This is a genomic window from Flavonifractor sp. HCP28S3_F3, assembly GCF_052065355.1.
Taxonomy (GTDB): domain Bacteria; phylum Bacillota; class Clostridia; order Oscillospirales; family Oscillospiraceae; genus Flavonifractor.
The window spans coordinates 25,592-50,234 of the sequence record NZ_JBQHUF010000010.1; the positions used below are offsets into that span (position 1 = coordinate 25,592).

General features: G+C 59.7%; 29 protein-coding genes. 12 read left to right on the top strand and 17 right to left on the bottom strand.

Going from position 1 to position 24,643, the window contains the following annotated elements:
* Nucleotides 1-3: 3 nt before the first annotated feature.
* A complete protein-coding gene (locus ACTNB1_RS09900; RefSeq protein ID WP_441169144.1) occupies nucleotides 4-651 on the bottom strand; it encodes a SprT-like domain-containing protein in 648 nt (215 codons plus the stop codon).
* Nucleotides 652-781: 130 nt separating this feature from the next.
* Nucleotides 782-1,060, bottom strand: coding sequence for a hypothetical protein (locus ACTNB1_RS09905; protein WP_080907055.1), 279 nt, complete (start codon nucleotides 1,058-1,060; stop codon nucleotides 782-784).
* Nucleotides 1,061-1,269: 209 nt separating this feature from the next.
* On the opposite strand from ACTNB1_RS09905, the gene ACTNB1_RS09910 reads away from it, so the two are divergent.
* Nucleotides 1,270-1,476 carry a helix-turn-helix domain-containing protein gene (locus ACTNB1_RS09910; RefSeq protein ID WP_441169145.1) on the top strand — a complete coding sequence of 69 codons (207 nt, stop codon included), beginning with the start codon at nucleotides 1,270-1,272 and terminating at the stop codon, nucleotides 1,474-1,476.
* An 11-nt stretch (nucleotides 1,477-1,487) separates the two neighbouring features.
* Entirely contained in the window at nucleotides 1,488-1,619 is a 132-nt protein-coding gene (locus ACTNB1_RS09915) for a hypothetical protein (RefSeq protein WP_441169146.1), read from the top strand.
* A gap of 532 nt (nucleotides 1,620-2,151) precedes the next feature.
* Here ACTNB1_RS09915 and ACTNB1_RS09920 read toward each other — a convergent pair.
* From ACTNB1_RS09920 to ACTNB1_RS09970, 11 genes are all read right to left on the bottom strand, one after another.
* Nucleotides 2,152-2,586, bottom strand: coding sequence for a type IV toxin-antitoxin system AbiEi family antitoxin domain-containing protein (locus tag ACTNB1_RS09920; protein ID WP_441169147.1), 435 nt, complete (start codon nucleotides 2,584-2,586; stop codon nucleotides 2,152-2,154).
* Nucleotides 2,587-2,661: 75 nt separating this feature from the next.
* Entirely contained in the window at nucleotides 2,662-4,251 is a 1,590-nt protein-coding gene (locus ACTNB1_RS09925; protein WP_441169149.1) for a hypothetical protein, read from the bottom strand.
* A gap of 64 nt (nucleotides 4,252-4,315) precedes the next feature.
* Nucleotides 4,316-4,777 carry a hypothetical protein gene (locus ACTNB1_RS09930; RefSeq protein WP_441169150.1) on the bottom strand — a complete coding sequence of 154 codons (462 nt, stop codon included), beginning with the start codon at nucleotides 4,775-4,777 and terminating at the stop codon, nucleotides 4,316-4,318.
* 35 nt (nucleotides 4,778-4,812) lie between these two features.
* Nucleotides 4,813-5,022 carry a hypothetical protein gene (locus tag ACTNB1_RS09935; protein WP_441169151.1) on the bottom strand — a complete coding sequence of 70 codons (210 nt, stop codon included), beginning with the start codon at nucleotides 5,020-5,022 and terminating at the stop codon, nucleotides 4,813-4,815.
* Nucleotides 5,023-5,071: 49 nt separating this feature from the next.
* Nucleotides 5,072-5,506 (bottom strand): hypothetical protein, encoded by a 435-nt coding sequence (locus ACTNB1_RS09940; protein WP_441169153.1) that lies wholly within the window; start codon nucleotides 5,504-5,506, stop codon nucleotides 5,072-5,074.
* A 477-nt stretch (nucleotides 5,507-5,983) separates the two neighbouring features.
* Nucleotides 5,984-6,526, bottom strand: a complete 543-nt coding sequence (locus tag ACTNB1_RS09945) for an NADH peroxidase (RefSeq protein WP_130870887.1) — start codon at nucleotides 6,524-6,526, stop codon at nucleotides 5,984-5,986.
* A 144-nt stretch (nucleotides 6,527-6,670) separates the two neighbouring features.
* On the bottom strand, nucleotides 6,671-7,261 hold the full coding sequence (locus tag ACTNB1_RS09950) for a toprim domain-containing protein (protein WP_441169155.1): 591 nt from the start codon (nucleotides 7,259-7,261) through the stop codon (nucleotides 6,671-6,673).
* Between the two features lies 1 nt (nucleotide 7,262).
* The gene (locus tag ACTNB1_RS09955) at nucleotides 7,263-7,694 is read right to left on the bottom strand and encodes a toxin-antitoxin system antitoxin subunit (RefSeq protein ID WP_441169156.1); all 432 of its coding nucleotides are present in this window, start codon (nucleotides 7,692-7,694) and stop codon (nucleotides 7,263-7,265) included.
* A 1-nt stretch (nucleotide 7,695) separates the two neighbouring features.
* On the bottom strand, nucleotides 7,696-8,733 hold the full coding sequence (holA, locus tag ACTNB1_RS09960) for a DNA polymerase III subunit delta (RefSeq protein ID WP_441169158.1): 1,038 nt from the start codon (nucleotides 8,731-8,733) through the stop codon (nucleotides 7,696-7,698).
* A gap of 12 nt (nucleotides 8,734-8,745) precedes the next feature.
* On the bottom strand, nucleotides 8,746-11,013 hold the full coding sequence (locus ACTNB1_RS09965; RefSeq protein WP_441169160.1) for a DNA internalization-related competence protein ComEC/Rec2: 2,268 nt from the start codon (nucleotides 11,011-11,013) through the stop codon (nucleotides 8,746-8,748).
* The gene (locus tag ACTNB1_RS09970; RefSeq protein WP_441169161.1) at nucleotides 11,006-11,221 is read right to left on the bottom strand and encodes a helix-turn-helix domain-containing protein; all 216 of its coding nucleotides are present in this window, start codon (nucleotides 11,219-11,221) and stop codon (nucleotides 11,006-11,008) included. Before ACTNB1_RS09970 ends, ACTNB1_RS09965 begins: the two co-directional genes overlap by 8 nt.
* 599 nt (nucleotides 11,222-11,820) lie before the next feature.
* Between ACTNB1_RS09970 and ACTNB1_RS09975 the strand changes: the two genes are divergently transcribed.
* On the top strand, nucleotides 11,821-12,141 hold the full coding sequence (locus tag ACTNB1_RS09975) for a YbjQ family protein (protein ID WP_441169162.1): 321 nt from the start codon (nucleotides 11,821-11,823) through the stop codon (nucleotides 12,139-12,141).
* Between the two features lie 99 nt (nucleotides 12,142-12,240).
* Complete coding sequence (locus ACTNB1_RS09980; RefSeq protein WP_441169163.1) at nucleotides 12,241-14,172, top strand: S41 family peptidase; 1,932 nt, start codon at nucleotides 12,241-12,243, stop codon at nucleotides 14,170-14,172.
* Between the two features lie 53 nt (nucleotides 14,173-14,225).
* On the opposite strand, the gene ACTNB1_RS09985 is transcribed toward ACTNB1_RS09980, so the two are convergent.
* The 3 genes from ACTNB1_RS09985 to ACTNB1_RS09995 form a co-directional block, all read right to left on the bottom strand.
* Nucleotides 14,226-15,020, bottom strand: coding sequence for an ABC transporter ATP-binding protein (locus ACTNB1_RS09985; protein ID WP_441169165.1), 795 nt, complete (start codon nucleotides 15,018-15,020; stop codon nucleotides 14,226-14,228).
* A complete protein-coding gene (locus ACTNB1_RS09990; RefSeq protein ID WP_441169166.1) occupies nucleotides 15,013-15,963 on the bottom strand; it encodes an ABC transporter permease in 951 nt (316 codons plus the stop codon). Before ACTNB1_RS09990 ends, ACTNB1_RS09985 begins: the two co-directional genes overlap by 8 nt.
* Before the next feature lie 90 nt (nucleotides 15,964-16,053).
* Nucleotides 16,054-17,058, bottom strand: a complete 1,005-nt coding sequence (locus ACTNB1_RS09995) for an ABC transporter substrate-binding protein (RefSeq protein WP_441169167.1) — start codon at nucleotides 17,056-17,058, stop codon at nucleotides 16,054-16,056.
* A 222-nt stretch (nucleotides 17,059-17,280) separates the two neighbouring features.
* Here ACTNB1_RS09995 and ACTNB1_RS10000 point away from each other — a divergent pair, with 222 nt between their 5' ends.
* From ACTNB1_RS10000 to ACTNB1_RS10015, 4 genes are read left to right on the top strand one after another with little or no spacing between them, the layout of a single operon-like run.
* Complete coding sequence (locus ACTNB1_RS10000) at nucleotides 17,281-18,003, top strand: WecB/TagA/CpsF family glycosyltransferase (protein ID WP_441169168.1); 723 nt, start codon at nucleotides 17,281-17,283, stop codon at nucleotides 18,001-18,003.
* Between the two features lies 1 nt (nucleotide 18,004).
* On the top strand, nucleotides 18,005-18,676 hold the full coding sequence (locus tag ACTNB1_RS10005) for a dTMP kinase (RefSeq protein WP_441169170.1): 672 nt from the start codon (nucleotides 18,005-18,007) through the stop codon (nucleotides 18,674-18,676).
* A gap of 14 nt (nucleotides 18,677-18,690) precedes the next feature.
* Nucleotides 18,691-19,236, top strand: coding sequence for a DJ-1 family glyoxalase III (locus ACTNB1_RS10010; RefSeq protein ID WP_441169171.1), 546 nt, complete (start codon nucleotides 18,691-18,693; stop codon nucleotides 19,234-19,236).
* Complete coding sequence (locus ACTNB1_RS10015) at nucleotides 19,214-19,816, top strand: 5-formyltetrahydrofolate cyclo-ligase (RefSeq protein ID WP_441169172.1); 603 nt, start codon at nucleotides 19,214-19,216, stop codon at nucleotides 19,814-19,816. The genes ACTNB1_RS10010 and ACTNB1_RS10015 overlap by 23 nt, the downstream gene beginning before the upstream one ends.
* 32 nt (nucleotides 19,817-19,848) lie before the next feature.
* Here the strand turns inward: ACTNB1_RS10015 and ACTNB1_RS10020 are convergent, their stop codons facing one another.
* Complete coding sequence (locus ACTNB1_RS10020; RefSeq protein WP_441169173.1) at nucleotides 19,849-19,995, bottom strand: hypothetical protein; 147 nt, start codon at nucleotides 19,993-19,995, stop codon at nucleotides 19,849-19,851.
* A gap of 106 nt (nucleotides 19,996-20,101) precedes the next feature.
* On the opposite strand from ACTNB1_RS10020, the gene mltG reads away from it, so the two are divergent.
* The 4 genes from mltG (at nucleotide 20,102) to ACTNB1_RS10040 (ending at nucleotide 24,479) form a co-directional block, all read left to right on the top strand.
* The gene (gene mltG, locus ACTNB1_RS10025; RefSeq protein ID WP_441169175.1) at nucleotides 20,102-21,289 is read left to right on the top strand and encodes an endolytic transglycosylase MltG; all 1,188 of its coding nucleotides are present in this window, start codon (nucleotides 20,102-20,104) and stop codon (nucleotides 21,287-21,289) included.
* Entirely contained in the window at nucleotides 21,279-22,493 is a 1,215-nt protein-coding gene (locus ACTNB1_RS10030) for a peptidase U32 family protein (protein ID WP_441169176.1), read from the top strand. The genes mltG and ACTNB1_RS10030 overlap by 11 nt, the downstream gene beginning before the upstream one ends.
* 88 nt (nucleotides 22,494-22,581) lie before the next feature.
* Entirely contained in the window at nucleotides 22,582-23,067 is a 486-nt protein-coding gene (locus ACTNB1_RS10035; RefSeq protein WP_441169178.1) for an RNA polymerase sigma factor, read from the top strand.
* On the top strand, nucleotides 23,064-24,479 hold the full coding sequence (locus tag ACTNB1_RS10040; protein ID WP_441169179.1) for a hypothetical protein: 1,416 nt from the start codon (nucleotides 23,064-23,066) through the stop codon (nucleotides 24,477-24,479). Before ACTNB1_RS10035 ends, ACTNB1_RS10040 begins: the two co-directional genes overlap by 4 nt.
* Nucleotides 24,480-24,643 lie beyond the last annotated feature (164 nt).

Consider the following 24,643-nt stretch of genomic DNA (forward strand, 5'->3'; position numbering starts at 1 on the left):
CTGTCAACCGGCCATCACCATCCGCTCGTTGCAGTCCAGGCAAGCGATATTCACCGCTTTGGTGGCCCGAACGGAATTCCCGCAGCAGGGGCAGATATATTTTCTCGTGCTGGACGGGCGCGGCGGCGGGGTGGTTCCTGTGCCGCTGTGTGTCCCCGTGCCGGTGACCTGGAAACCGGCAAACTCGTTGCGGTTTATGAGAATGTCGGTCAAGCCGTTCTCTAATACAAAGTCAAGCAGCGCCTCGCCGGGAGCAGTATGTGACCATCCATATTTGTCGCTGTGGGTGACGGTCAGGCCGTGGGCCTCCGCCGCCGCTTTGAACTTCCGGTTGTGGTAGGTGTTGCCCCGGCTACAATCCTGCACGCCGTTCTCGAAGTTGTAGTAGTGAACCATTTCGTGAAGCAGAGTCGCCGCCACTTCCTCAATGGGGCGGGCCAGCGTTCCGGCCCCGATGTTGATTTCATGGGTGCCGCCCAGCTTGGAAACCCAGGTATCTTCCCGCAGGGAGAAGTGACCGTAGGCGCGGGGCGTAGACTGGATAGTAATGGTGGGTCTTGAAAGTGTACCTTCAAAGAATTCAGCGTTCAGCAGGTCAAACACTTTGTTGAGATACCCGGCTACGCGGTTATAGCTTGTCAGTTCCTTCATGTCTTTATCTCTCCTGTTCTTGATTTTGGGGAGAGGGCAAGCTATAATGTTCTTGCCCTCTCCGTTGCGGTTTGGGTGGAAGCTCTTTGTCCGCTTGCTTTGGTCGGCGTGTCGGACAAGGGGCTTTTCTTTATGCGCTGATGGTAAAGCGGCGGCTCTGGCTCTGCTTGGTGAAGGCTTTGTAGAGATCGCCGTACACCTTCTTGAAAGCGGTGGTGTCGAAGCGGTTGGAGAGAACGGAAGTCCAGCGGACGATGTACTTTCCAGCGGCCAGCTCTTCGGTGTCGCGCTCCATCATTTCGGCCTTAATGCTGTCCCGAATGGCTTCGGCCTCCGCCTTGGCCTCTTCAATAACAGCCTCCCACTCGTTCAGGGCCTCAATCTTGGCTACCAATTCGTTCTTGCTCATAGCTCATTCTCCTTTGTTTTATTGGGTGGTCCCCCTTAACTGTCTTTATTATAGACTAATTTTCGTGCATATTCAATTGGCAACATGCACGAAATAGCGACCATATTCTTGTGAAATTTATGCACTTGAAATCGTGCATATTCTGTGCTAAAATAAGGACAATGGAAGAGGAGCGCAATTTTTTGTGCGCCCCGGAGGGAGGTCAAACTATGCCGCTTCGTTTTAAGGTAGACATATTAGATTCACTCAAAGAAAAGGGCTACACGACATACACGCTACGGAAAGAAAATATTTTAAGTCAATCGACTATCCAAAAGCTCCGGGATGGTAAGGGGCTGGCGTGGGATAATATTGAGCGCCTTTGCGCCCTTCTGGACTGTCAGCCGGGGGATTTGCTGGAATACATCAAGGAATAGGAGGTACTTCCATGTTTGGAGATACGGAATTGCCTCTGGCCCTTATCATGGAAGAGATTTTAGGCTGGGAGAAGAAGCCCGGTGAAAAGGATGAAGAAGAGAAGGAAACCACACAACTTTCATCAACTTCCAAAAAGCCTTGAATACAAAAAGAGAAGTCGGAGAGAAGATTTTACATCTTCCTCCGACTTCTTGACATTTTAATACATCTTCCAGGCGGGGCCTGTCAAATCAGCCCGTACTATTAAGTTTGAAATAGAACTTCGACATTTTATCTACCATCTTCTGCAATTCTGTTTCTGCTGTCTGCTCTACGCCTTTTTCAATCTGCTCTGTATTGTCTGCAATAATACTTCTCTCTAAACAGTCCAATAAATCACGGCGCCTTTGCAGGAATTGAAGAAAGCGTTGTGGACGCAAGAAGTCTTTGCTCTGCTTGTGCAGCTTGTAGGTGGGACTGTCTTTGTCAGCAAAAGTTTCCAGCCAGCTATCCCAGCTTTCCTCTTGCTCAAACTCTCTGAAAATCTTTAGTATCTGCTATTGTACCATGGTATTACCCCTTTCGATAAATTTTGATATGCACTTTTCAAGTGTGACAGCGGAAACCCGGCGTGCCCCGTGGGGACTATATCTTTTCTTTTAACCCCCTCGGGGCGTGCCGGGTTTCCGCTGGAATTACACGGAAAGTACCAAATAGTGACCACGCTTTATCCTTTTTAGGACACCGCTATCAACCAGCCTTTTCCGGGCCTTATCATCTGTGTACCCCATTTCTACAAGTTGCTTTGTAGTCAGAGTATCACCTACCTTTATAGCTCCACACGCGGCAGAAAATCGCGTCTGTACTTTCTTTTTGCCCTTCTCCTTGTTTCTGGCGGCGTTGGTTTCGCGGTTGTATTTTGCCATCTCGTCAGGGTCTTTCAAATCCCGGCTGTCCATCAACTCAACATCTGTGTTGTAGTCAATCACAAACTTGAAGTCGGCGGCGGGTATTGCCCCGGACAATGGAAATGGAGCGGAACCGCTCACAAGGTAATCCCTCACCCATTCTGTTATTGCTTTTCGGTCTGCTGCCGCAAGGGTAAGACGCTTTCCGTCCTGGTAGTACAATGCAGGGAAAATCTGCTTCTTTACCTTGTTGTAGGGAAGGCAACCATTTCGGTAGTGGTCAAGAATTTCAATCAGCTATTTTTGCCAGCACTCCCAGGTCATTGACTGCCCTTCAAAGATTGCTTTGTCCTCCTGATAGTCCACAGAATAGCACCATGTATGTTGCGCGGCGGCGTCCAGCTTCATTCCCACGCCAAAGGTCACGAGCTTGGCTAAGCCATTCGGCCAGCGCAAGCGGGACAGCAGATCGTCAGCGGTTTTATTGTTATCTTCATCCCAGCAAAGAAGGGTCAGGCTCGTGTTATCCGCTTCATCCACTTCCACCAGTTCATACTTTGCCGCTAAAATCTCATACATGAGTTTGGTACGCTGTCCGCTGGTCAGCCATAACACATCATCCGCCGCTTGCTCCAAAAACTTCACTCGTTTTTTGACCTTGTTGTAGCGGTCAGGAAAGGCCAGTTTGAAAAAATCCTCTCGTTTCGAGCGGCTACCATTCCAGGCAATCCAATGTGCTGTCTTTTGCTTCCCGTCCTCTTCCGTCGTGATATTCTCCCAAGCAATAGGTAGGCCGCGAAAGGTCAGTCCGGCGGCGGTTTCTTCCAGCGCGGCGGAAGTATTCTTTTCGAGCGGCAACAGGACTTGCGGCTCTGCTATTTGTGTAACCGGCTTTTCCTCTGGAACCCAAAGGGGCAAAGATGCTCTCGCTGCTTCCAGCAGGGCGAAAAACTTTTCCTTCCCCTTATCTACGGGCGCATCCTTGTGATCGAGAGGGACGCCGGTATTTGGCAAATCAATAATACGACGGATTTCCATTCCGCCAATATCCTTGATTTTTTCGGCCATACCTCTGGTCTTGTTATCATACAAATTCCAATCGCGGTCATCTTCTGACTGCTCTTGATATTGTCTGTCAAACGCAAGATATATCTTTCTGGCCCCACACTCATGGAGCATATTGATGTGATTGAAATGGCAGCCAAATGTATGTGACGCTACACTGTTTTTAATACCCCACTGGTGGGCCAACATGACACTTTTGGCCCCTTCAAAGATAATAGCTTCGCCGCTCTCTTTGATGTAGGGCGCTGCGATGTGCAATCCATAAAGGTTTTGAGAATTTGGAAAGCTCCAAGAGGTTTTCTCTTTATCTGGAAGCATCTCTCGGTATTTATCTTCCCTTAATAGCGGAACATATTTTGCCCTTGGCAGTCGAAGTATTTCCCGAAAGTCAACATCTGGATAACGCTTTCTAAATTCACTGCGAGGCATGAGAAAGCTTCGCTCATAGAAACCTACAATTTCACCCTGGATATTGTGGTGTGGGAAAATAATCGTTCTTTGCTCTGGGTGATACGCCACCTGATATAATTTGAGCATATCAACCGAAATACCATCTTTGGTATGCCATACAAGACGTTTCAGCGTTGCATCTGTTGTATCAAGGTGACTGTAAATATCTTTTATAATCTCAGGATCAATACCCGGAACAGGATCAATGTGTTCCAATTTGAACAGTCGTTCTGTGTAACTAAAGTCAGCATCGATTGGTGTTCGGCCCGACAGATCAATCGCCTTGCCATCAATCCAGTTTTCAATAAAGTTCTTTGCCTCATAAGGCTCATCAAAATCAAGCGCTCTTTTCACCCAAGTGTGAAGCAGCATACCACCGCCACATTCGCTGAAACAATTTACCTTCAAAGTCGTTGGGTCAAAAAGCGCTGAATGGCTATTGCCATGGTGACATAGACCAATAATCTGGATGTTCCTTCTTTTCTTCCTGCTTCTTCTGGAAGGAAACGAGATCAACCACCTTGGAGGCATTGGTATTAAAATCGGGCTGCTCCTTGTACTTGGGGAACTGGGCCTCAAACCAATCCCGCACGAACTTGTAGGGACTGGGCTGCTCCAGGGAACAGGTCTTGACTACCTCAAACTGGGCCAGCAGCTCGTTGGCGTTCTGGAACACGCTCATGTACTTCTCCATGTTGGCGTAGGTCAGGTTCTTGGTGGGACGGGCCTTCTTGGGAGCGCGGCGGGTCTTGCGGATGATGGTCAGGCCGGGGAAGTCGGCGCGAATCTGCTGCAACAGCTTGTATTCCTGAGAAGTAGGGTTACTGGCGGCATCCTCAAAAGCCTTGGTCATGGTCAGGGTGTTGTTCACAAAGTCTACCTTGTAAGTGTTCTTCATGGTAATTTCCTCCTAAAAATCAATTCTGGTTTGGCTTAAAAGTCGGTGTAGAGATCGGGGGTCTGATCTTCGTAGAGCGGCGGGTTGGGACATGCGCCTTTCTGCTCGTTGTATTCGGCGGTGAACTCGGCTTCCAGCACTTTGTCGGGCAGCGCCGTCAGGCGCGCTTCCTCTTTGTCGCGCTCGTCGTAGGTCTTGCAGAAGGACAGCAAGTAATAGGTCATGTAGCCACGGGTGAATTTCATCGTATTAAGCTCCTTTTCTGATTTTTGAGAAGTGTACTTCAAAGAGTGTTTACTGATTGGCAGCAAGCAGGAAATCAACGGTTTCTTTCTCGCTGGTGGTTTCCGCCTCACTGCTGTCAGCAAAGAACTCCTTGTATTCGTCATACTTGGGGAACTTGGCAAGGAACCAGGCCAGCACGGCGCGGTAAGGATTCTGCTGGATGGCGGCGGTCTCCTTCTGATCGTTGAACTCCTTGATAAGCGCCTTGCCATTGGGCTGCATGTTCAGGAACCGCTCCATGTTGGCGTAAGTCAGATTCTTGTAGGTGCGCTTGCTGGTGTTCTTCTTGATGGTCTTGGTCACCATCTGGGCGCTGGGAAAGTCCTGACGGTAGGCTCTCCACTCTCTGTATTCAGGAGTGCCGAAGATACGGGCCTGCTTCTCGAAAGCCTTGGTGACCTGGGCGTGGGTGTCGTCGATGTAGATGATAGCGTTCTTTTTCATGGTGGTATTCTCCTTATTTCATTTATTTTTCTTTTAAGAGGTTTTGTTTTTCTCTTGTTCTCTGTCCCTCTTTGTGCTTTAAGTATAGCATGGGCAAAGAGAAAACCTGTACTTTAACAATGACATGTGATATAATCTAACTATGAAAAAAGCAGCCTCGAAGGGCTGCTGGAATCAAGAGAAAAACGGCAATTTTGATTCCCTTTGGCTTCAATCCGATGAAAAGTCTCTGATTTTCCTTCTGATTGGGCCAAAACTTCATAAAAGTTGATGGTTTTTCTCTAAAACTTGTTATTAAGCGGTGAAAACTGCTTGATATTGGTGCAATTCTGGTGAGTTGCACATGTGAAAGTCAAAAAAGTGTGAAGAGAGGAAAAGTTGCACACCAAGTTGCACACTTCGGCGGCGTTAACGCCAAAAGAGAGGGAACCGGTTTCCCGATTCCCTCTCGAAAAGTGCTTGTTGATCCGGTTTGGATTAGCCGAAGTAACGCTTCAGCAGGCCCTCGAAAGCCTTGCCGTGACGGGCCTCGTCGCGAGCCATCTCGTGCACGGTGTCGTGGATGGCGTCCAGGTTCAGCTCCTTGGCCTTCTTGGCCAGGTCGAACTTGCCCTGGGTAGCGCCGTTCTCGGCGTCAACACGCATCTCCAGGTTCTTCTTGGTGGAGTCGGTCAGGACCTCGCCCAGCAGCTCAGCGAACTTAGCGGCGTGCTCGGCCTCCTCCAGAGCGGCCTTCTCCCAGTACAGGCCGATCTCGGGATAGCCCTCACGGTGAGCCACGCGGCTCATAGCCAGGTACATACCAACCTCGGAGCACTCGCCCTGGAAGTTCTCACGCAGGCCCTGGATGATCTCCTCGGGAGCGCCCTTGGCCACGCCCACAACGTGCTCAGCAGCCCAGGTGCGGTCGCCGCCCTGGAGCACAAACTTCTCCTTGGGAGCCTTGCAGATGGGGCAGAAATCGGGAGCGGAATCTCCCTCGTGAACGTAACCGCAGACAGAGCAAACCCACTTTTTCATATTGATTGCCTCCTAAATTTCATTTTTTATTTCGTTTACTTGGTTTAGCGGAAGTGCTAATCAGTAATGATTATCATTTCTGTTATTAAGATAGCACAACTTAACTTTTCCGTCAAGTGTTTTTTTCATTTTCAAAAAACTTTTTTATGGGTCCATGAGGGCGGCCAGCTCCTCGTAGGAATAGAGGGCGTTGAGCACCTCCAGCATGGCGTTGGGAGACAGGTGTTCCGGCAGGGAGAGCTGTTTCAGCAGGGCTTTCCGCTTCTCTCCCGCGCCGGGTCCGCCGGACAGGCCCAGGGTGAACAGGTCCGCCTTGGTGATGGGGCGGCGGGGCGCCTGATCTGCCCCGCTGCCGTCCAGGAAAGTGGCGCCCGCCCGGCGGAGCGCCGCCTCCAGCACAGCCGGACGCATGCCCTCCACACCCAGCTTGCCCTCCTTGCCGGGAGTGCGCTTGCGCCGCTCCTTGCCCAGGATGTCGGGCACATAGGCGTGCTTCACCCGGTCGGTCGGGATGCTGCCCTTGAGGAAGTTGCGGATGACAAAGCCCGCTCCGTCGGGGTCGGTGAGGATGATCAGGCCCCGCTCCTCCGCCAGCCGGCGGAACAGGGCCAGCTTTTCCCCATCCTTGAAGATCCCGAAGCCGGAGGTCTCCAGGATCACGGTATCCACCAGCTGGGAGAGGGTGTTCTTATCGTAGCGGCCTTCCACTACGATGGCTTCCCGAATATGCAGCACGTCAGTTCCACCCCAGGCAGGCGTAGCCCGCGTACCAGCCGTCGCCCAGGTGCTCGGTGTACAGCACGCCGGGCCGGGCACTGCCCCGCCAGGGCAGGCAGCGCACCTCGGTCAGGGTGTCCAGGGGCTTGCTGGCCAGCCAGGCAGCCGCCCGGCCGCCCCGGAGCACCAGCACCGCGGCGCCGTCCTCCAGCCGGACGGCGTCCAGCTCGGCGCCGTCCAGGGGCACCGGACCCAGAGCGTCGGCAGCCAGCTCCCCGTTCTTGGCGGCGTCACGCAGAGCCTCCAGCTCGTCCCGGCGGACGTTACGCAGGCGGTGGACCTCTCGGCGGATCTTCTCCACCTGTCCCTTCCGGCTGTTTCCGGTCAGATACCAGCCGGCAATCCCGGCAGCGGCCAGGGCCGCTGTTTTCACCACAGTAGATTTTTTCATATTAGGCTCCTTTCTTCACGGCCAGCTCCATGAGCAGGGCAATGAGCAGCTCCTCCCCGTCGGCGCCGGTGGATTTCATGGCAAGGTCTGTCTCCCCGCAGCGGGTCACCGCCCTGCGGCACCAGGACAGGGAGAAGCGTTTGGCGGACTGCATCAGCCGCTCCGCCGGGTAGGAGGAGCGCATGGACCACAGCTCCATCAGGTATTTGGTCCCCTTCCGCTGTTCCAGGGCCAGCCGGGCGGTATAGAGCTGCCGCAGCTGCTTGCCCAGCACGGAGAGGAGCTTGATGGGGGCCTCCTGCATGTGGAGCAGGTCCCCCAGCACCGCCGCCGCCTTGTCAAAGTCTCCGGCGGCGATGGCGTCGGTCATCTGGAATACCACCGCGTCCAGCTGAGGAGTGGCCACCGCGTCGATATCCGCACGGGTCACCCGACGGTGGGAGGCGTAGGCTCCGATTTTCCCGATCTCGGAGATCAGGGTGTTCATCAGGTCCCCGCACAGGAAGATCAGGTAGCGGGCGTCCTCGGTGCCGATGTCGTGGTCCAGGGCCTTGAACCGCCGGGCGATCCAGTCCACCAGGTCCCCCTGGTCCTGGCGGTTGAAGGCCACCACACTGCCCTTTTCCTTCAGCAAGCCCGCCAGCTTGGTGCGGGCGTCGGCCTTGTACTCAATGAGGTCGTAGACGAACACCAGGCACACATAGTCCGGCAGGTCCTTCAGCACGGCCATCAGGCCGTCCTTGTCACCTTTATATAAATCGTAGTCATTGACCACAATGAGGGTCCGCTGGCTCATCATGGGCAGGCAGTCCACCATCTGCCCCAGGGTCTTGACGTCAAAGTCCTTCCCGTTGATGGTATGCAGGTTGAACTCCTCCATACCGGCGGGCAGGAGCTTTTGCTTCATCTGCCCCAGATAGTAGTCCCGGAGGTAGGCCTCCTCCCCGTGAAAGACATAGAGGCAGCCGATCTCCCCCGATTTGATCTGTTTCTTTAATAATTGGTAAGCCCCGTCGTCCGGCTTCTTTTTGGGCGGCATGGCGATCCTCCTTTATCGCGCGGTGATGGTCACAGTTCCCGACCAGTCGGTGCGGTAGATCTCGCACCCGGCGGCGGCCAGCCGCTCCAGGGTCTCAGGGGCGGGGTGGCCGTAAGTATTGTAGCCCACGGAGATGGCCGCCAGCTCAGGCCGCACGGCCAGCAGCAGCTCCTCCGAGGTGGAATATTTGGATCCGTGGTGGCCTGCCACCAGCAATTCGATGTCCGGCAGGTCCCCGTATTTGATCAGGCGGCCCTCAATGACCTGATCCATATCCCCGGTGATTAAGGCGTCAAATTCCCCGGCGGTACACAGTACGCTGAGGCCCTCCTCATTGGCGTCCCCGCCGCCCAACGGCGGATAGACAGTGAGTGAGCCATTCCCCAGACTCAGATCCGCCCGCTCTGTGAGCAGCAGTGTCTCCACACCATTCTCCTCCGCCAGAGCCAGAATGGTCTGGCGCAGCGAGTTATCCGGCTCCACATCCGGGAGCACCAGCAGACCTACCTCCATCCGCTCCAGCAGCCGGGCAACGCCGTTGGCGTGGTCCTCATGGTAATGGGTGAGCACCACCACGTCGATGCGGCTCAGGCCCAGGCCCTGGAAGTAGTCGGCGGCAATATCTCCGGCGTCGTCCACTCCGCTGCCGCCGCAGTCCACCAGGGCGGAAGCGCCCTGAGCGTAGATGGCGGTGGACAGGCCCTGACCCACATCCAGCACTGACACCGTCATCTGTCCGGCGGTATAGGTCCCGGCGTAGAGCAGCAGCGCCCAGCACAGGGATGCGATACTCAGCCCGAAGGGGAGCACCAATCCCTTCTTTCCGCCCGGCAGGATCAGATGGACCAGCAGCAGGGCGTACACCAGTCCCAGCCACGCCTTGATGTAGACCGACCCGGCGGATACCGCCGCGAAGGGGAAGGCGGCCAGGGCTGGCACCATCCACAGCAAATACCAACCCGCCAGGGAGACCACCAGACCCAGCAGAGCCGCCAGGCCGGGCAGGAGCAGACCGATCACCGCCACCACCAGTCCGCCCAGGAACAGGTCGGACACCGCCCACAGAATGAGCAGGTTGGCCAGGGGCGAAATGAGGGCGACCGTATCAAAGTAGTAGGCGGAAAGGGGCGTGGTAAAGGCGATGGCGCCCAGAGAGACGGCCAGGCTGGCTGTGACGAACCGGAAGGCCATGCAGCCCAGCCGGAGCCAAAAGCCCTTGGGCTTATGAGGCAGGACGGCCTCCCACCGGCGGCACAGAGGCCCGGTAAACAGGTAGATACCCGCCACCGCCGCAAAGGAGAGCTGAAGGGAGATGCTGGCGGCGGCGTAAGGGTTCTGGATCAGCAGGAGCATCAGGATGGTACTCAGGGAGGTGGCCCGGTCGTCTTCCCGGTCCAGCAGCGGAGCCAGCAGCAGCATGGACTGCATGAAGGCCGCCCGGAGCACCGATGGCGTGTTCCCCGCCGCGGCGGCGAAGAAGAACATGAGCGCAATGCCCACCCCGGCGGACAGCCGCCGCCTGCGGCCCAGCAGGACGGTAATGAGTCCGGCCAGGAAGGAGACGTGGAGGCCGGACACGGCTACCACGTGGGCGGCTCCCGTCCGGCGCAGGGCGGAGTAGAAGCCTCCGTCCAGGCCGGAGGTGTCGCCGGTGATCAGGGCGGAGACCAGAGGACCGATGGAATCCGGGAAGGCCCGCAGGGCGCTTTGGCGGATGGCGTGAGACACGTACACCGGCCAGTACCGCACCGGCACCCGGTCCGGGCGGGTCACCTCCGCCTCTCCCTTGGCATAGGCCCAGAGGGTGACGCCCTTGGAATAGTAGTAGTCGCTGCGCTCCCCGGACAGGCTATCCGCCAGCTCAAAGGAGGCGGTCACCGTCACCTCGTCCCCAGGCCGCAGATCCTCCGGCACAGCTTCCAGCCACAGCAGGGCCTTCAGCCAGCCGCCTTCCTCCTGGTGGAACCTGACTTCTATCCAGCGGGAATCCGCCTCCGGCCAGTCTGTCACCTGGGCGGTGACGGTGCGCTCCGCGCCGGACAGCAGACGGGCAGGGGTATGGAACAGAGCGGTATACACCCCTGTCCACAACAGGCCCGCTCCCAGGCCGAAGCCCAGCAGGAGCAGCCGCAGACGGCGGTCACCCCGCAGGCAGAGGCCAGCCAGGCCTCCCACGGCGCACAAAGCTCCCGCCGGAAGGAGGATGCCTTCCGGCAGCAGATAGACCGCCAAAAACACCGCACCCGCATAGGAGCCGGCAAACCAGGCCAGCTTACGCACGGGGCGCGGGGTCGTCGGTCAGTCCCAGGATATAATCGGTACTGGTGTGGTAAAGCTCCGCCAATTTCAGCACCGCCCACACCGGGATCTCACGGATACCTTTCTCATAACGGCGGTAGACCTCTCGATTAAGGTTCAGATATTCCGCAATTTGAATCTGTGTCTTATCGTGGTCAACTCGCAAATCCTCCAAGCGTTGGAAATACATTCGGCAGCACCTCAACCAAATGCTACTTTTTTGTGGCATTTGTTTGTAAGTCTGCTACCGTACGAATGTAATTATACCCCTCTTCGCTCTTTTTGCAACCCCGTGGAGGCGGGCCTCCGGCGGCACCGCTTTCTTTCCAAAGAAAGCGGTGGGAAAGAAAGGGTCAGGGCGGGGGATTCCGAATTTCACGGGTTATGGTGGCTTCGCCTTGATTGCTTTTGAGCTAAAACGTGCCACTGGCACGTTTTTACACGCTCAAACCGCCCCAACACCCCACCCCTTGAAAACGGCCAAAGAGGGGGAACTGCGGTTCCCCCATCTTTGGAAACTCCCCCTGGGAGTTGCGCAACCTCCAGCCTCGGGGGGTACATCCAATAGGGGGGCCGCAGCCCCCCTGATTGGTCGTTTTTAAGGAGGGGTGCAGGGGAGGGAAATCGAAATCCCTCCCCTGCCGTCTTTTTCCCCCTTTTCGACGCCGAAAAGGGGGCGCCCGCCGCGCAGGCGCCTTTCGGGAGGTAATCCTCAACTTTTTCTCTTGACATCCCGTCTATGATAGGGTATATCCTGAACATACCACCTACTGAAAAGGAGGAGACATGATGCTGCTGCTGAATATTGATTATATCCCCGGGAAGAAGATCGAGCCTTTAGGCATCGTCAAGGGAAGCGTGGTCCAGTCCAAACACTTCGGCAAAGACTTTATGGCCGGCATGAAGACCCTGGTGGGCGGCGAGATCGCAGGCTACACCGAGATGCTGGCGGAAGCCCGGCAGATCGCCACCGATCGGCTGGAGGACGACGCCAGGTCCCTGGGGGCCGACGCCGTGCTCAACGTGCGCTATACCTCCTCCGCTGTGATGCAGGGGGCTGCCGAGGTCACCGCCTACGGCACCGCCGTGCGCATCCTGGGCGACGCGTAAGTGAAGAAATGACAAATTGCTACAAAGTGGGGACGGGCCTTGCGCCTGTCCCCACTTTGTCGTACAATCAGGTTACATAATCCAAGAGGAGGCTTTTTTATGGCCCACAGACGTTTCGTCCGGCCCCTGGCCGTGACCCTGGCTCTGACCCTTTCTCTGACCTCTGCCGCCTCCGCCCTGACCCCCGATCAGGCCGGAACGTTGCTGAAGGATTACTATATTGACGACGTTCCCCAGTCCGTATTGGAGCAGCCCACTGTCCAGCAGATGGTGGAGGCGCTGGGGGACCCCTACACCCAATATTTTACCGCCGAGGAGTATGCCCAGTTCCTGGGCACCATGGAGGACATCAACGTGGTGGGCATCGGCGTATCCGTCCTGACTACCTTGGAGGGACTGCTGGTCCAGCGGGTGTATGAGGACACTCCCGCCGCCAGGGGTGGGCTCCAGTCCGGGGATCTGATCGTGGAGATCAACGGCACGACCATTACCGCGGACAACCTGATGCTTGCTGCCACCTGGCTCCAGGGCGAGGAGGGCACTCAGGTGAAGGTGGGCTTCCTGCGGGACAACGCAAAGCACACCGTGACCCTCACCCGCCAGGCCGTCACCATCCCCGCCACTTACAGCGAGCTGTGGGACGGCCACATCGGCTACATCGACTGCGACACCTTCGGCGGCGACACGCTGGACCACTTTCTGGACGGGATCGAGACTTACGGCGACCAGGCAGATCACTGGATCGTAGACCTGCAGGGCAACGGCGGCGGTGAGATCAACGCCGCTATGTCCTCCGCCGCCTGCTTCACCGGTCCCGCTCTGATGACCTACATGCTGGACGGCTCCGGCCAGATCGGCTCCTACGGCAGCAATATGGAAAATCAGACCATCTATCCCGTCATTGTGCTCACGGATGGAGATACCGCCAGCGCCTCGGAGCTCTTTGCCGCCGCCGTTCGGGACAACAACGCCGGTATTCTGGTGGGCGGACGCACCTACGGCAAGGGCGTGGCCCAGAGCGTATTTGACCAGGAATCCCTGCCTGATTATTTCCCCGATGGGGACGCCCTGAAGATCACGACCTACCGCCTGTACAGCGCCAGCGGAAGCACCGCGCAGACAGTCGGCCTGCTCCCCCACCTGCTGGTGGACCCGGACATCGCCGCCGATGTGGCCGTCCTGCTCAGCAGCACCAGTACCTCCGGCTCAACCGAAGGCTCCCTGCGCATCGACTTCGGCTGGCGGTGGTATGTGGATCTGGACACCGCCCTCAGCGAGGAGTACCGCGACGCCTTTACCGCCCTGCTGGAGGCTTTGCCCACAACCGTCCGCATTCTGGAGGGCACTGGCGGCGTAGAAGGCTGGGCCGATACCGACGCCGCCGCTCTGGCTGAAAAGTACGGTCTGACCGATTACGAGGCCCGCACCTTCTCCGATATCGCCGATTCCCCCTACTACACTCAGATCCGCCTGCTGGCTACCTACGGGATCCTGAAGGGCGACGGCACCGGCGCCTTCCGGCCTGAGGACGGCCTCACCCGAGCCCAGCTGTGCGCCCTGCTGGCCCAAGCCCTCCAGTGCACCCTCTACACCGGGACCAGCCGGTTCTCCGACGTGTCCGACGACAGCTGGTATGCTTCCGCCGTCAATACCCTGGCCTCCATGGGTCTGGTGACTGGCGTGGGCGGCGGGCGCTTCGACCCCGACGCCCCGGTGGATCATCAGCAATTCATCACCATCATGGGCCGGTTGGCCAGGAAACTGAACCTGTTCCTGGATCTGTCGGTGGCGGAAATGCCGGCAGACACCGCTTCCAGTTCCGCCCTGTCCGGCTACGCCGACTGGGCCAAGGAATCGGTATGGCTGCTGTCCCTGAGTCAGCAGGGTCTGCTGGGCAACACCATCAACCTGCTGTGGGAGCCGCTGGAGGATATCGACCCCTCCGCCGCCGCCACCCGGGAGGAGGCCGCCGCTCTCACCTGCACGCTGCTGAATTATATCGGCATCCTGCCTGTGCAAACCTCGATTTAAGTCAAAACGCCCGCCTGCCAGAATTTCCGGCAGGCGGGCGCTTTTCTTTTCTCTCAGCCCAGCAGCAGCTTATCGTCGGCTTCATCAGAGCCGCTGGCTTTGCTGAACAGCTCCAGCAGCTGCTCCACGGTGAGCTTCTTCTTCTCCTCCCCGGCCACGTCTACCACGATGCGGCCGTCGTACATCATAATGAGCCGGTTGCCGTGGGCGATGGCGTCCCGCATGTTGTGGGTGATCATCAGGGTGGTCAGCTTATCCCGCTGGACGATCTTCTCGGTGGTATCCAGCACCTTGGCCGCCGTCTTGGGGTCCAGGGCGGCGGTGTGCTCGTCCAGCAGCAGCAGCTTGGGCTTCTTCAGGGTAGCCATCAGCAGGGTCAGGGCCTGCCGCTGGCCGCCGGAGAGCAGGCCCACCTTGCTGGTCAGCCGGTCCTCCAGGCCCAGATCCAGGATCTTCAGCAGCTCCCGGTACTCCTCCCGCTCGGTCTTGGTGATGCCCACCCGGAGGGAGCGGCGCTGTCCCCGGCGGGCGGCCAGGGCCAGATTCTCTTCGATCTGCATGGTGGCGGCGGTGCCCATCATGGGGTCCTGGAACACCCGGCCGATGAACTTGGCCCGCTTGTGCTCGGGCAGCTTGGTCACATCCTGGCCGTCGATGGCGATAGACCCGCTGTCCACGGGGAACACGCCCGCCACCAGGTTCAGCAGGGTGGACTTGCCCGCGCCGTTGCCGCCGATGACGGTGACGAAGTCCCCGTCGTTGAGGGTGAGGGACACCCCGTTCATGGCACGCTTCTCATTGATGGTGCCGGCGTTGAAGGTCTTGTAGATCTCCCGGATCTCAAGCATTGCGCCCCGCCTCCTTCCTTACCGTCTTGGTGAAATACTTGCCCTTCCAGTAGGGGATGGTGAGGAAGAGGGCCACCACCACAGCGGAGAGCAGCTTCAGGTCGGTGGACTCCAGACCCAGCCGGAGCACGAACTGCAGCACGATGTAGTAGATGATAGAGCCGATGACGGCGGAGAGCAGCTTGAGGGCAAAGTTGCGGAACACCTTGCCCAGCAGCACCTCGCCGATGATGACGGCGGCCAGGCCGATGACGATGGCGCCCCGGCCCATATCCACGGTGGAGCTGCCCTGATACTGGGCCAGCAGGCCGCCGGACAGGGCCACCAGGCCGTTGGATACCACCAGGCCCAGCACCTTGCACCAGTTGGTGTTGATGCCCTGGGCACGGGCCATGTTCTGGTTGGCGCCGGTGGCACGGAGAGCGGAGCCCAGCTCAGTGCCGAAGAACCAGTAGAGCAGGGCGATGACCACCACGGTGAAGATGACCAGCAGGAAGAGGGGGTTCTCCAGGGTCAGCTCCCGGATGTAGCGGGAGGAGATCAGCAGCTCCTGCCGGTCCACGCTGAGGGCCAGGGTGGCCTTGGTGGTGGCCTTCTCGTCCCCGATGGCCATGATCCGCAGGTTGATGGAGTACAGAGCCAGCTGGGTCAGGATGCCCGCCAGGATAGCGGGAATGCCGCAGGCGGTGTGGAGCAGACCGGTGACAAGACCGGCCAGCATGCCGGCGATCACCGCCATCAGCAGAGCCAGCCAGGGGTTCCAGCCCATGGTGATGCACAGGGCGGCCACCGCGCCGCCGGTGGCCAGGGAGCCGTCCACCGTCAGATCGGCAATGTCCAGGATGCGGAAGGTGATGTACACCCCGATGGCCATGATGCCCCAGGCCAGTCCCTGTCCGAAGGCGCCGGGCAGGGAATTGAAAAATGTGAACAGGACGTCCATGGATTCGCCTCCAAATGTGTTAAAAATCAGCGTCAGTACGCCAGAAAAGAGCGGAGAAGGGAGTTCCTTCTCCGCCCTTTCGGGTCAAAGTCAGGCAATGGGCTCGTAGTCGTCGGGCATGGTCAGCCCCAGCGCCTCGCAGTTGGCGGCGTTGTACATCTTGGTCACCGTGGGAGCGTACTCCACAGGCATGGTGGAGATATCCGCCTCGCCGGTGAGGATCTTGGCGGCCATCTCGCCGGTGGTGTAGCCGATGTCATAGTAGCTGATGGACAGGGTGGCCACGCCGCAGCCGGAGCAGATGCCGCTCTCACCAGCGATGACGGGCACCCCAGCGGGAATGACCACGTTGGCGATGGTCTCGGCGTTGGCGGCAGCGGTGTTGTCGGTGGGAACATAGATCACGTCAGAGCTGTCGCAGGCGGACTGGACCACGGAGGACAGGTCGTTGACGTCGGTAAAGGCGTACTGGGTGCAGGTGTAGCCCATCTCAGTGAGGTAGCCCTCAATGGTCTCCACCTGGTAGACGGAGTTGGGCTCACCGGAGCAGTACAGCAGGCCCACGTTCTGGGCGTCGGGGAAGAGCTCCTGGAGCATGTCGGCCTGCTGGTCCAGAGGGGCCAGGTCGGAGGTGCCGGAGATGTTGCCGCCCACGGTACCCGTCCAGTCCTCAATGGAAAGGGCGGTGGCGTAGTCGGTCACCGAAGTGCCCAGCACCGGGATGTCGGCAGTGGCGGAGGCCGCCGCCTGGAGGGGATAAGTAGCGTTGGCCAGGATCAGGTCCACACCCTCGGCCACAAAGCCGTCCATGATGGTGCCGCAGTTGGCGTACTCGCCGCCGGCGTCCTGCTCCTCAAACTCCACCTGACCGGGCAGCAGCTCGTTCAGGGCGTCCTTGAAGCCCTGGGTGGCGGCGTCCAGCGCGTCGTGGGTCATCTGCTGGCAGATGCCGACCACATAGGTCTCGCCGCCGGAAGCGGTCTCCCCACCGGCGTCCGGGGTATTGGCGGAGCCCTGGTCCCCGCTGCCGCAGGCAGCCAGGCTCAGGGCCATTGCGCCGCTCAGCGCAAGAGCGGCCAGTCTCTTTCTATTCATTTCTGCTTCCTCCAATTCCTACTGTGCTTTAGCTCTTTTAAGGGCTAAAGCAATATGTTGCGTTTCATTATAGACACTTTTCCTCCCGTTGTCAACGGTGAACTTCACAGAATCTTAAGAATACCGCTTCTCCTTTCTTTGGGTTTCCGCATAGACTTTTGGGGCAAGTTATGGTAAAATGGCATGAAATTATGGACATGATACAATCGGAGGCATTTGATTTTGAGGACAGATGTATTGGGCGTGGGGTTTGACGATCTGACCCTGGATGAGGCGGCCCGGGCCGGCGCCGCACTTGTGGAGGGTGAGGGTTTCCACTACGCCGTGACCCCCAATCCGGAATTCATTCTGGCCGCCCGGAAGGACCCGGCCTTCCGCCAGGCCCTGCTGGACGCCGACCTGGTGCTGGCCGACGGCATCGGGGTGGTCTACTCCGCCAAGCTCCTGGGCCGGCCTTTGAAGGGCCGGGCTCCCGGCATCGAGTTTGCCCAGCGGCTGGTGGCCTGGATGGCCAAGAACGGCAAGCGGCTGTTCCTGTTGGGCGCCAAGCCCGGCGTGGCCGAGCTGGCCGCCGCCAACCTGAAGGACAAGTACCCCGGCCTCATCGTCTGCGGTACCCACGACGGGTATTTTAAGGAGGACGAGCCGGTGGTGGAGGCCATCCGTCAGGCGGCCGCCGACGTGGTGTTCGTCTGCCTGGGCGCGCCCAAGCAGGAGTTCTGGATGGTCAAGAACGGCCCCGCCTCCGGCGCTCACCTGATGGTGGGCCTGGGCGGCTCCCTGGACGTGTTCGCCGGCGTGGTGGAGCGTGCTCCGGAGGCTTTTCAGAAGCTGGGCATGGAGTGGCTCTACCGGCTGATGAAGGAGCCCAAGCGCATCGGCCGTATGGCCAAGCTGCCTCTGGTTCTGGTATACGCCCTGGGCAGCCGGATCGGAGGGAAATGAGATGGCGGGAAAGCTGATCGTTCTGGAAGGCACTGACGGGTCGGGCAAGTCCACCCAGTTCCGCCTGCTGTGTGAGCGGCTGGAGCGTGAGGGAATCCCCTTCCGCCGGCTGGTGTTCCCCCAGTATCAGGAGCCCTCTTCCGCCCTGCTGCGGATGTATCTGAACGGGGAGTTCGGCTCCCATCCCTCTGACGTGAATCCCTATGCCGCCTCCACCTTCTACGCGGTGGACCGGTACGCCTCCTGGAAGAAGGTGTGGGGGGAGTACTACCAGAACGGCGGGCTGGTGCTCTCCGACCGGTACACCACCTCCAACGCCGTCCACCAGGCCTGCAAGCTGCCGGAGGACCAGTGGGAGGACTTCTTCCGGTGGCTCTTCGATTTTGAGTGCGGCAAGCTGGGACTGCCCATGCCCGACCAGGTGTTTTATCTGGACATGCCCACCGAAAAGGCGGTGGAGCTGCTCCGCAGTCGGGAAGCCGCCACCCACACCAAGGGAGACATCCACGAGGTGGATACCGATTATCTGGCCCTGTGCCGGCGCACCGCCCTGCGGGCGGCGGAGGAGCTGGGCTGGAAGCGCATCCCCTGTCTGAAGGAGACCGGCGCTCTGCGGAGCCCGGAGGAGATACAGGAAGAAATCTGGGCCGAGCTGGCCCACACCATGAAATGAAAGGTGCTGTTAACATGGTAGCGATCTTATTGGGGACCGGATTTGAAGAAGGAGAAGCCATCGTACCCGCCGACCTGCTCCGTCGCGCGGGCGTAGAGGTGGCCCTGGTTGGCCTCTCCGGCCGTCAGGTGGTCAGCAGCCACAACATTACCGTCACCGCCGATCTGACTCTGGACGAGCTGGACCGGGACCAGGTGGACATGCTGATGCTCCCCGGCGGACTGGGCGGCGTGGAGGCTATCAGCTCCGATGTACACGCCCAGGCTCTCATTCAGTACTGCTATGACCACGGCCGCTGGCTGGCCGCCATCTGCGCCGCCCCCACCATCCTGGCCAATCTGGGGATGCTGGACCGCCGCAAGGCGGTGTGCTACCCCGGCATGGAGGACCTGATGGGCTCCGCCGTGGTGCAGAAGGGCACCCCTGTGGTGGTAGACGGCCATATCGTCACCGGCGAGGCCGCCGGCTCCGCCTTCCCCTTCGGTCTGAAGCTGGTGGAGATCCTGAAGGGAGCCGAGGCCGCCGCTCAGGTCAAGGATGCCGTCCACTATCACGGCTGAGAAGGCCGCGCTGCGGACCAAGATTCGGGCCGCACTGAGGTCTCTCTCCCCGGAACAGCGGCGGGAGAGCGACCGGTCTCTGCTGGACCGGTTTCTGGCTCTGCCTCAGGTGGCGGACGCCCATACTCTGCTGCTCTATCACGGCATGGGGACCGAGCCGGACACAGCCCAGCTGCTGGAACCGCTGTGGGGGCTGGGCAAGCGCGTCTGCCTGCCCCGCTGCCTGCCGGGAAATGAGATGGAGGCCCGGGTCGTCCGCAGGGAGACCGTGCTTGTCCCACATCCCTGGGGGATGCTGGAGCCGGGAACCGACTGCCCTTTGGCGGGTCCGGCGGACATCGACCTGGTGCTGGTGCCCGGCCTGGCCTTTGACCGCTCCGGCGGCCGGCTGGGTCAGGGCGGCGGCTTCTACGACCGCTGGCTTGCCGGGTTTTCCGGCCTTACCATCGCCCTGTGCCGGGGGCTGGTCCTGCTGGACCAGGTGCCCCGGGAGGGACACGACCGAAGGGTGGACCTGGTGGTCACTGAGGATACCGTCTATGGCTCGTCCCCTGTGTGGGATGGGGAAAGCGGGGCCTAAGGCCCCGCCTCCGCCCGGGTTACGTAGTCCGCTCAGCAGCAGCTGTCGCCGCAGCCGCAGGAGTTGCCGCAGCCGCAGGAATTGCCGGCGTTGCCGCCGCAGCAGCAGCAGATGATGATGAGGATCAGAATGATCCACAGGCAGCTGTTGCCGCCCCACCCGTTATTACCGAAACACATTTGCTTCTCACCTCGCTTACTTGAACTGACTTATCTTATGCGGGAGGAGCTCATGTGGTTCCAGCCCCACCATTGTTTTTCTGTTATCTGTTAGGAGTTGAACCAATTGTCTCAGGAAGATTACCGCGAGAATGCGCGTAATGAGCGCCACGCCCGCAGCAGTCACGGCGGAAAGCGGGTGGCCCCCTCTTCCCAGCCGGAACGCCGTTCCGCGCCCCGGCGGAAAAAGCGCCGCAAAATGGGCGCATGGGGCATGCTGATCTATATTCTCTTTGTGCTGGGCACGTCCGCCCTGCTGGCCGGCGTGGGCTGGCTTTGGGCCAATGATGTGCTGGCTCTCAACAAGCCCGAGCACACCGCCGCCGTGGAGATCGAGGCGGGAGATACCGTCAGCGACGTGGCCGACAAGCTGAAGGAGCAGGGGCTCATTGAGTACAAGTTCGTCTTTAAGATGTTCTGCTCCCTCACCCACGTCTCCGGCAAGGCCGGTGAAGAGGACGCCAAGATCACCCCCGGTACCTACGAGCTCAACAGCGATATGGACTACCGGGCTCTGATCTCCAGCATGGGCTCCTCCTCCGCCAGCCGAATGGTCACCACCGTCACCATTCCCGAGGGCATGACCGAGGCTCAGATCTTCGCGCTGCTGGAGGAAAAGGGCGTATCCACCGTGGAACAGCTGGAGGACACCGCCGCCAACTACGACTTCAATTTCTCCTTCCTCAAGGGCGTGCAGCCTCTGGGCGACCCCAAGCGGCTGGAGGGCTACCTCTTCCCCGACACCTATGAGTTCTATATGGGTGAGGACCCCGTGACCGTGCTCAACAAGATGATCCTCCGCTTTGACCAGGTCTTTACCGACGAGATGCGGGCGGACATCCAGGAGGCGGGCTACACCATCAACCAGGCCGTCATCATCGCCTCCATGATCGAGAAGGAGACCGACGGCGCCGACCAGGGCAAGATTGCCTCGGTCATCTACAACCGTCTGGAGAATCCCACCAGCGAGACGGCGGGCTACCTGAACATCGACGCCACCATTCTGTACGCCACCGGCGGCACCGAGGTGGACCTGAATGCCGATACCCCCTACAACACCCGCACCCACAAGGGTCTGCCTCCCACAGCCATCGCCAATCCGGGTACCGACGCCCTGAAGGCGGCAGTCTATCCCGAGTCCACTAAGTACTACTACTACGCGCTGGGCGACGACGGGACCCACTCCTTCTTCGCCACCTACCGGGAGCAGCAGAACTTCATTGCCACGCAGGAGCTGTACAAAAATGACAAATAAGATCGAACTGCTCTCCCCTGCCGGGGACATGGAGCGGCTGAAAATGTCCCTGGCCTATGGCGCGGACGCGGTGTACCTGGCGGGCACCGACTTCGGCATGCGGGCTTTCGCCGGCAACTTCACCCCGGAGGAAATGAAGCAGGCTGTGGCCATGTGCCACAGCCGGGGCGTGTCCATCCACGTCACCTGCAACACCATGCCCCGTAATGACGAGGTGGCCCGGCTGCCCGAGTGGCTGGAATACCTCCAGGACCTGGGGGTGGACGCGGTGATCCTGGCCGACGTGGGGGTGCTCTCCCTGCTGAAGCGGTACGCTCCCCGGGTCAAGGCCCACATCTCCACCCAGGCCAGCATCTCCAACTACCAGACCGCCACGGCCTGGTACGACCTGGGTGCCAGCCGGGTGATTCTGGCCCGGGAGCTGTCCTTGGATGAAGTCACCGAGCTGCGGGCCAAGGCGCCCAAGGATCTGGAGATCGAGGCCTTTATCCACGGCGCCATGTGCGTCAGCTACTCCGGCCGCTGCCTGCTGTCCAACTATATGACCGGTCGGGACGCCAACCGGGGCGCCTGCGCCCAGCCCTGCCGGTACAAGTACGCCCTGGTGGAGGAAAAGCGCCCCGGGGAGTACTTCCCCATCGGTGAGGACGAGGGCGGCGCCTATATCATGAACTCCCGGGACATGTGCATGATCGACCACATCCCGGAGCTGATGGCCGCCGGGCTGGACTCTCTGAAAATCGAGGGTCGGGCCAAGAGCGCCTACTACGCCGCCGCCGTCACCGCCGCCTACCGCCACGCCATCGACGCGGCGGCAGAGGGCAGGCCCATGGACGCGGTATGGCGGGAAGAGGTGGAGAAGGTGAGCCACCGGCCCTACTCCACCGGCTTCTGGTTCGGCCAGCCGGGCCAGTACACCGGCGACGCCCGGTACATCCGGGAGTGGCAGGTGGTGGCTGTGGTTACTTCCTGCGATGCCGCCGGCAACGCCACTCTCTCCCTGCGGAACAAGTTCTCCGTGGGTGACGAGCTGGAGCTGGTGGGTCCCGACGTGGCCGCCACCCCCTTTACGGCGGGCGAGATGACCGACGCCGACGGCTTCCCCCTCACTCAGCCCCGGACGCCTCAGATGGTGTTCCATATGAAGCTCCCGAAAGCGGTGCCCCCCCTGTCCATTCTCCGGGCCTGCCGGGAAAATTCCTGAAAGAAAAAGTCCAGGCGAAATTCGCCTGGACTTTTTTGTGACCTCAGCGTAAGCCCAATCGTTATATGGTCGAAAGGAGGGCGGGCCGATGGACGAAGAACAAATGCAGCGCTTTGAAGCAAGCTACGACGCCTACGGCGCCATGGTCTACCGCCTGGCCATGGTGTATCTGGGCCGCCGGGCGGACGCGGAGGACGTGACCCAGGAGGTTTTCTGCCGCCTGCTGTGGCGGGCTCCGGCGTTTCTCAATGAAGCGCACGAAAAGCGGTGGCTGCTCCAGGTGACGGCCAACCTGTGCAAGGACCAGCTGAAGGGGTTCTGGCGGAAGCGGGCGGCGGCTCTGGACGTGGATATTCCCACTGAACATCAGGCGGATCAAGGGGTATTGGAGGCCATTCTGGCCCTGCCGGAGACCTACAAGGGACCCATCCATCTCCACTACTACGAGGGCTACTCGGTGGCGGAGGTGGCGGAGATCCTGGGTCTGTCCCCCTCGGCGGTGAAGATGCGGCTCAAACGGGGCCGGGAGCAGCTGAAGCTGGAACTGGAGCTTGGAACGGAGGGATCGGTATGAATCTGGAAGAATACAAAGGCGCGCTGGACCGTCTGACGCCCGCCCCTGACCTGAAAGACCGCATCCGGGATACCCTGGACGCCCCCGCTCCCCTCTCCCGTCCCCGGCGGCGGCGGGCGGGCCTCACTGCCCTGGCGGCGGCCGCGGCGGTGGCCTGCACCTTCCTGGTGGCCATGGCGGCCAGTCCGGAGCTGCGGACGGCGGTGCTCACCCTGTTCCGGCTGGAGGAGACCGAGCAGGTGCCCGCTCCCACGGGCGAAGGGCCGGAACAGCCGGAGCTGACCCAGAGCACCATCGGCCAGCAGGTGGAGGTGCAGTACATCCGCCTGCCTGACGGGTTCGGCTGGAGCTATGGGGACAATGTTCTGTGCCAGGCGGAGCGGGCCGACGACGGCTCCATCCTGGCCTTCCACTATTGGGCGGCGGAGGGGGACGAGCTGATTCCCCTGGAGACCAGCACCACCCAATTTTCCACCGTCTGGGACGGGGTGACCTACACGGATACGGTCTACTGGTGCGTGTATGAGGGTGAGGTCTCCTGCTACAACAACGGCACCGCCGGCATGGCTCTGGATTACGACTTCTATGTCTCTTCCATCGGCGGCCGCACCGACGCGGTGCTCCTTACCCTGAGCCAGGGCAGCCAGATGGACTACCGGCAATACCCGGTGCTGCTGGACCTGGCCACCGGGGAGATCACCGACCTGCTGGACGGCACCGGCTGGGAGACTGCCGCGCCCCTCACCGAGGTACAGTGGATGGACGATCTGTCCGCCGCCATCCTGTCCAGCGATCGGACGGGCTGGTTCTACTGCGACCGGGAGGGCAAAACCACCGCCAGCCTCAACGAGCTCACCGGCCTGGAGGTGTTCAGCGCCTATTTTGCCGAGGACAGCACCCTGATCCTGCTGACCCTCTCCGGGCAAGACGGGGACTGCTGTGACGTCTGGACCTGGCAGCCGGACAGCGGCACCCTGACCCAGACCTTTTCTCAGCTGCCGGTCTATCAGCGGCATGAGGAACCATCTTACGGCTTCCAGTTCTTCTTCGGCGGCGGACGGGGGATCTATGTGACAGAGGACGGCTCGGTATCAGTGCTGGACCTGGTCACCGGAGAAACCATTGCTGTGGAGAACTTCTCCCTGGCCCAGTGGGACACGCCCACCTTTATCGCCAACCCCTCCGGCACCAAGGTTCTGTTTGCCAGCTACGGCGGCCAGGCCGACGGGCTGGGTATCTCCAGCCTGGGCGTGATGGACCTGGAACGGGGCACCTTCACCCTGCTGGACCGGGACAGCAGCGCCGACCTCTATGAGGCCAGCCTGGGCTGGTTCGATGAAGACCGGGTGGCCATCTGCGGCTATGCCGCAGAGGATTTCACCCAGTCCTGCCTGTATCTCTACCGCTTCTGAGCGCTTTCCGGCCCTCCTCACACGAGGAGGGCCGGAATTTTTTGCAATATTTCGTTTCCGTATTAAATTGTCGTTTCTCTCACAACGAGACAAAACAGGTTTCCATATCCTGCCGCTTTTACCCCCGGTTTCCCTGGTTCCCCCTAAAATTGTGACAGTTGCTT

Excerpts from the sequence above, each read along its gene's own strand:
- ACTNB1_RS09925 (WP_441169149.1), bottom strand. The coding sequence starts at position 4,251 with ATGCTGCTTCACACTTGGGTGAAAAGAGCGCTTGATTTTGATGAGCCT.
- ACTNB1_RS09995 (WP_441169167.1), bottom strand. The coding sequence starts at position 17,058 with ATGAATAGAAAGAGACTGGCCGCTCTTGCGCTGAGCGGCGCAATGGCC.
- ACTNB1_RS09975 (WP_441169162.1), top strand. The coding sequence starts at position 11,821 with ATGCTGCTGCTGAATATTGATTATATCCCCGGGAAGAAGATCGAGCCT.
- ACTNB1_RS09980 (WP_441169163.1), top strand. The coding sequence starts at position 12,241 with ATGGCCCACAGACGTTTCGTCCGGCCCCTGGCCGTGACCCTGGCTCTG.
- ACTNB1_RS09970 (WP_441169161.1), bottom strand. The coding sequence starts at position 11,221 with ATGTATTTCCAACGCTTGGAGGATTTGCGAGTTGACCACGATAAGACA.
- ACTNB1_RS09900 (WP_441169144.1), bottom strand. The coding sequence starts at position 651 with ATGAAGGAACTGACAAGCTATAACCGCGTAGCCGGGTATCTCAACAAA.
- ACTNB1_RS09990 (WP_441169166.1), bottom strand. The coding sequence starts at position 15,963 with ATGGACGTCCTGTTCACATTTTTCAATTCCCTGCCCGGCGCCTTCGGA.
- ACTNB1_RS10005 (WP_441169170.1), top strand. The coding sequence starts at position 18,005 with ATGGCGGGAAAGCTGATCGTTCTGGAAGGCACTGACGGGTCGGGCAAG.
- ACTNB1_RS10030 (WP_441169176.1), top strand. The coding sequence starts at position 21,279 with ATGACAAATAAGATCGAACTGCTCTCCCCTGCCGGGGACATGGAGCGG.
- ACTNB1_RS09955 (WP_441169156.1), bottom strand. The coding sequence starts at position 7,694 with ATGAAAAAATCTACTGTGGTGAAAACAGCGGCCCTGGCCGCTGCCGGG.
- ACTNB1_RS09910 (WP_441169145.1), top strand. The coding sequence starts at position 1,270 with ATGCCGCTTCGTTTTAAGGTAGACATATTAGATTCACTCAAAGAAAAG.
- ACTNB1_RS09940 (WP_441169153.1), bottom strand. The coding sequence starts at position 5,506 with ATGAAAAAGAACGCTATCATCTACATCGACGACACCCACGCCCAGGTC.
- ACTNB1_RS09930 (WP_441169150.1), bottom strand. The coding sequence starts at position 4,777 with ATGAAGAACACTTACAAGGTAGACTTTGTGAACAACACCCTGACCATG.
- ACTNB1_RS09915 (WP_441169146.1), top strand. The coding sequence starts at position 1,488 with ATGTTTGGAGATACGGAATTGCCTCTGGCCCTTATCATGGAAGAGATT.
- ACTNB1_RS10035 (WP_441169178.1), top strand. The coding sequence starts at position 22,582 with ATGGACGAAGAACAAATGCAGCGCTTTGAAGCAAGCTACGACGCCTAC.
- ACTNB1_RS09935 (WP_441169151.1), bottom strand. The coding sequence starts at position 5,022 with ATGAAATTCACCCGTGGCTACATGACCTATTACTTGCTGTCCTTCTGC.
- ACTNB1_RS09985 (WP_441169165.1), bottom strand. The coding sequence starts at position 15,020 with ATGCTTGAGATCCGGGAGATCTACAAGACCTTCAACGCCGGCACCATC.
- ACTNB1_RS10020 (WP_441169173.1), bottom strand. The coding sequence starts at position 19,995 with ATGTGTTTCGGTAATAACGGGTGGGGCGGCAACAGCTGCCTGTGGATC.
- ACTNB1_RS10010 (WP_441169171.1), top strand. The coding sequence starts at position 18,691 with ATGGTAGCGATCTTATTGGGGACCGGATTTGAAGAAGGAGAAGCCATC.
- ACTNB1_RS10040 (WP_441169179.1), top strand. The coding sequence starts at position 23,064 with ATGAATCTGGAAGAATACAAAGGCGCGCTGGACCGTCTGACGCCCGCC.
- holA (WP_441169158.1), bottom strand. The coding sequence starts at position 8,733 with ATGCCGCCCAAAAAGAAGCCGGACGACGGGGCTTACCAATTATTAAAG.
- ACTNB1_RS09905 (WP_080907055.1), bottom strand. The coding sequence starts at position 1,060 with ATGAGCAAGAACGAATTGGTAGCCAAGATTGAGGCCCTGAACGAGTGG.
- ACTNB1_RS09945 (WP_130870887.1), bottom strand. The coding sequence starts at position 6,526 with ATGAAAAAGTGGGTTTGCTCTGTCTGCGGTTACGTTCACGAGGGAGAT.
- ACTNB1_RS10015 (WP_441169172.1), top strand. The coding sequence starts at position 19,214 with ATGCCGTCCACTATCACGGCTGAGAAGGCCGCGCTGCGGACCAAGATT.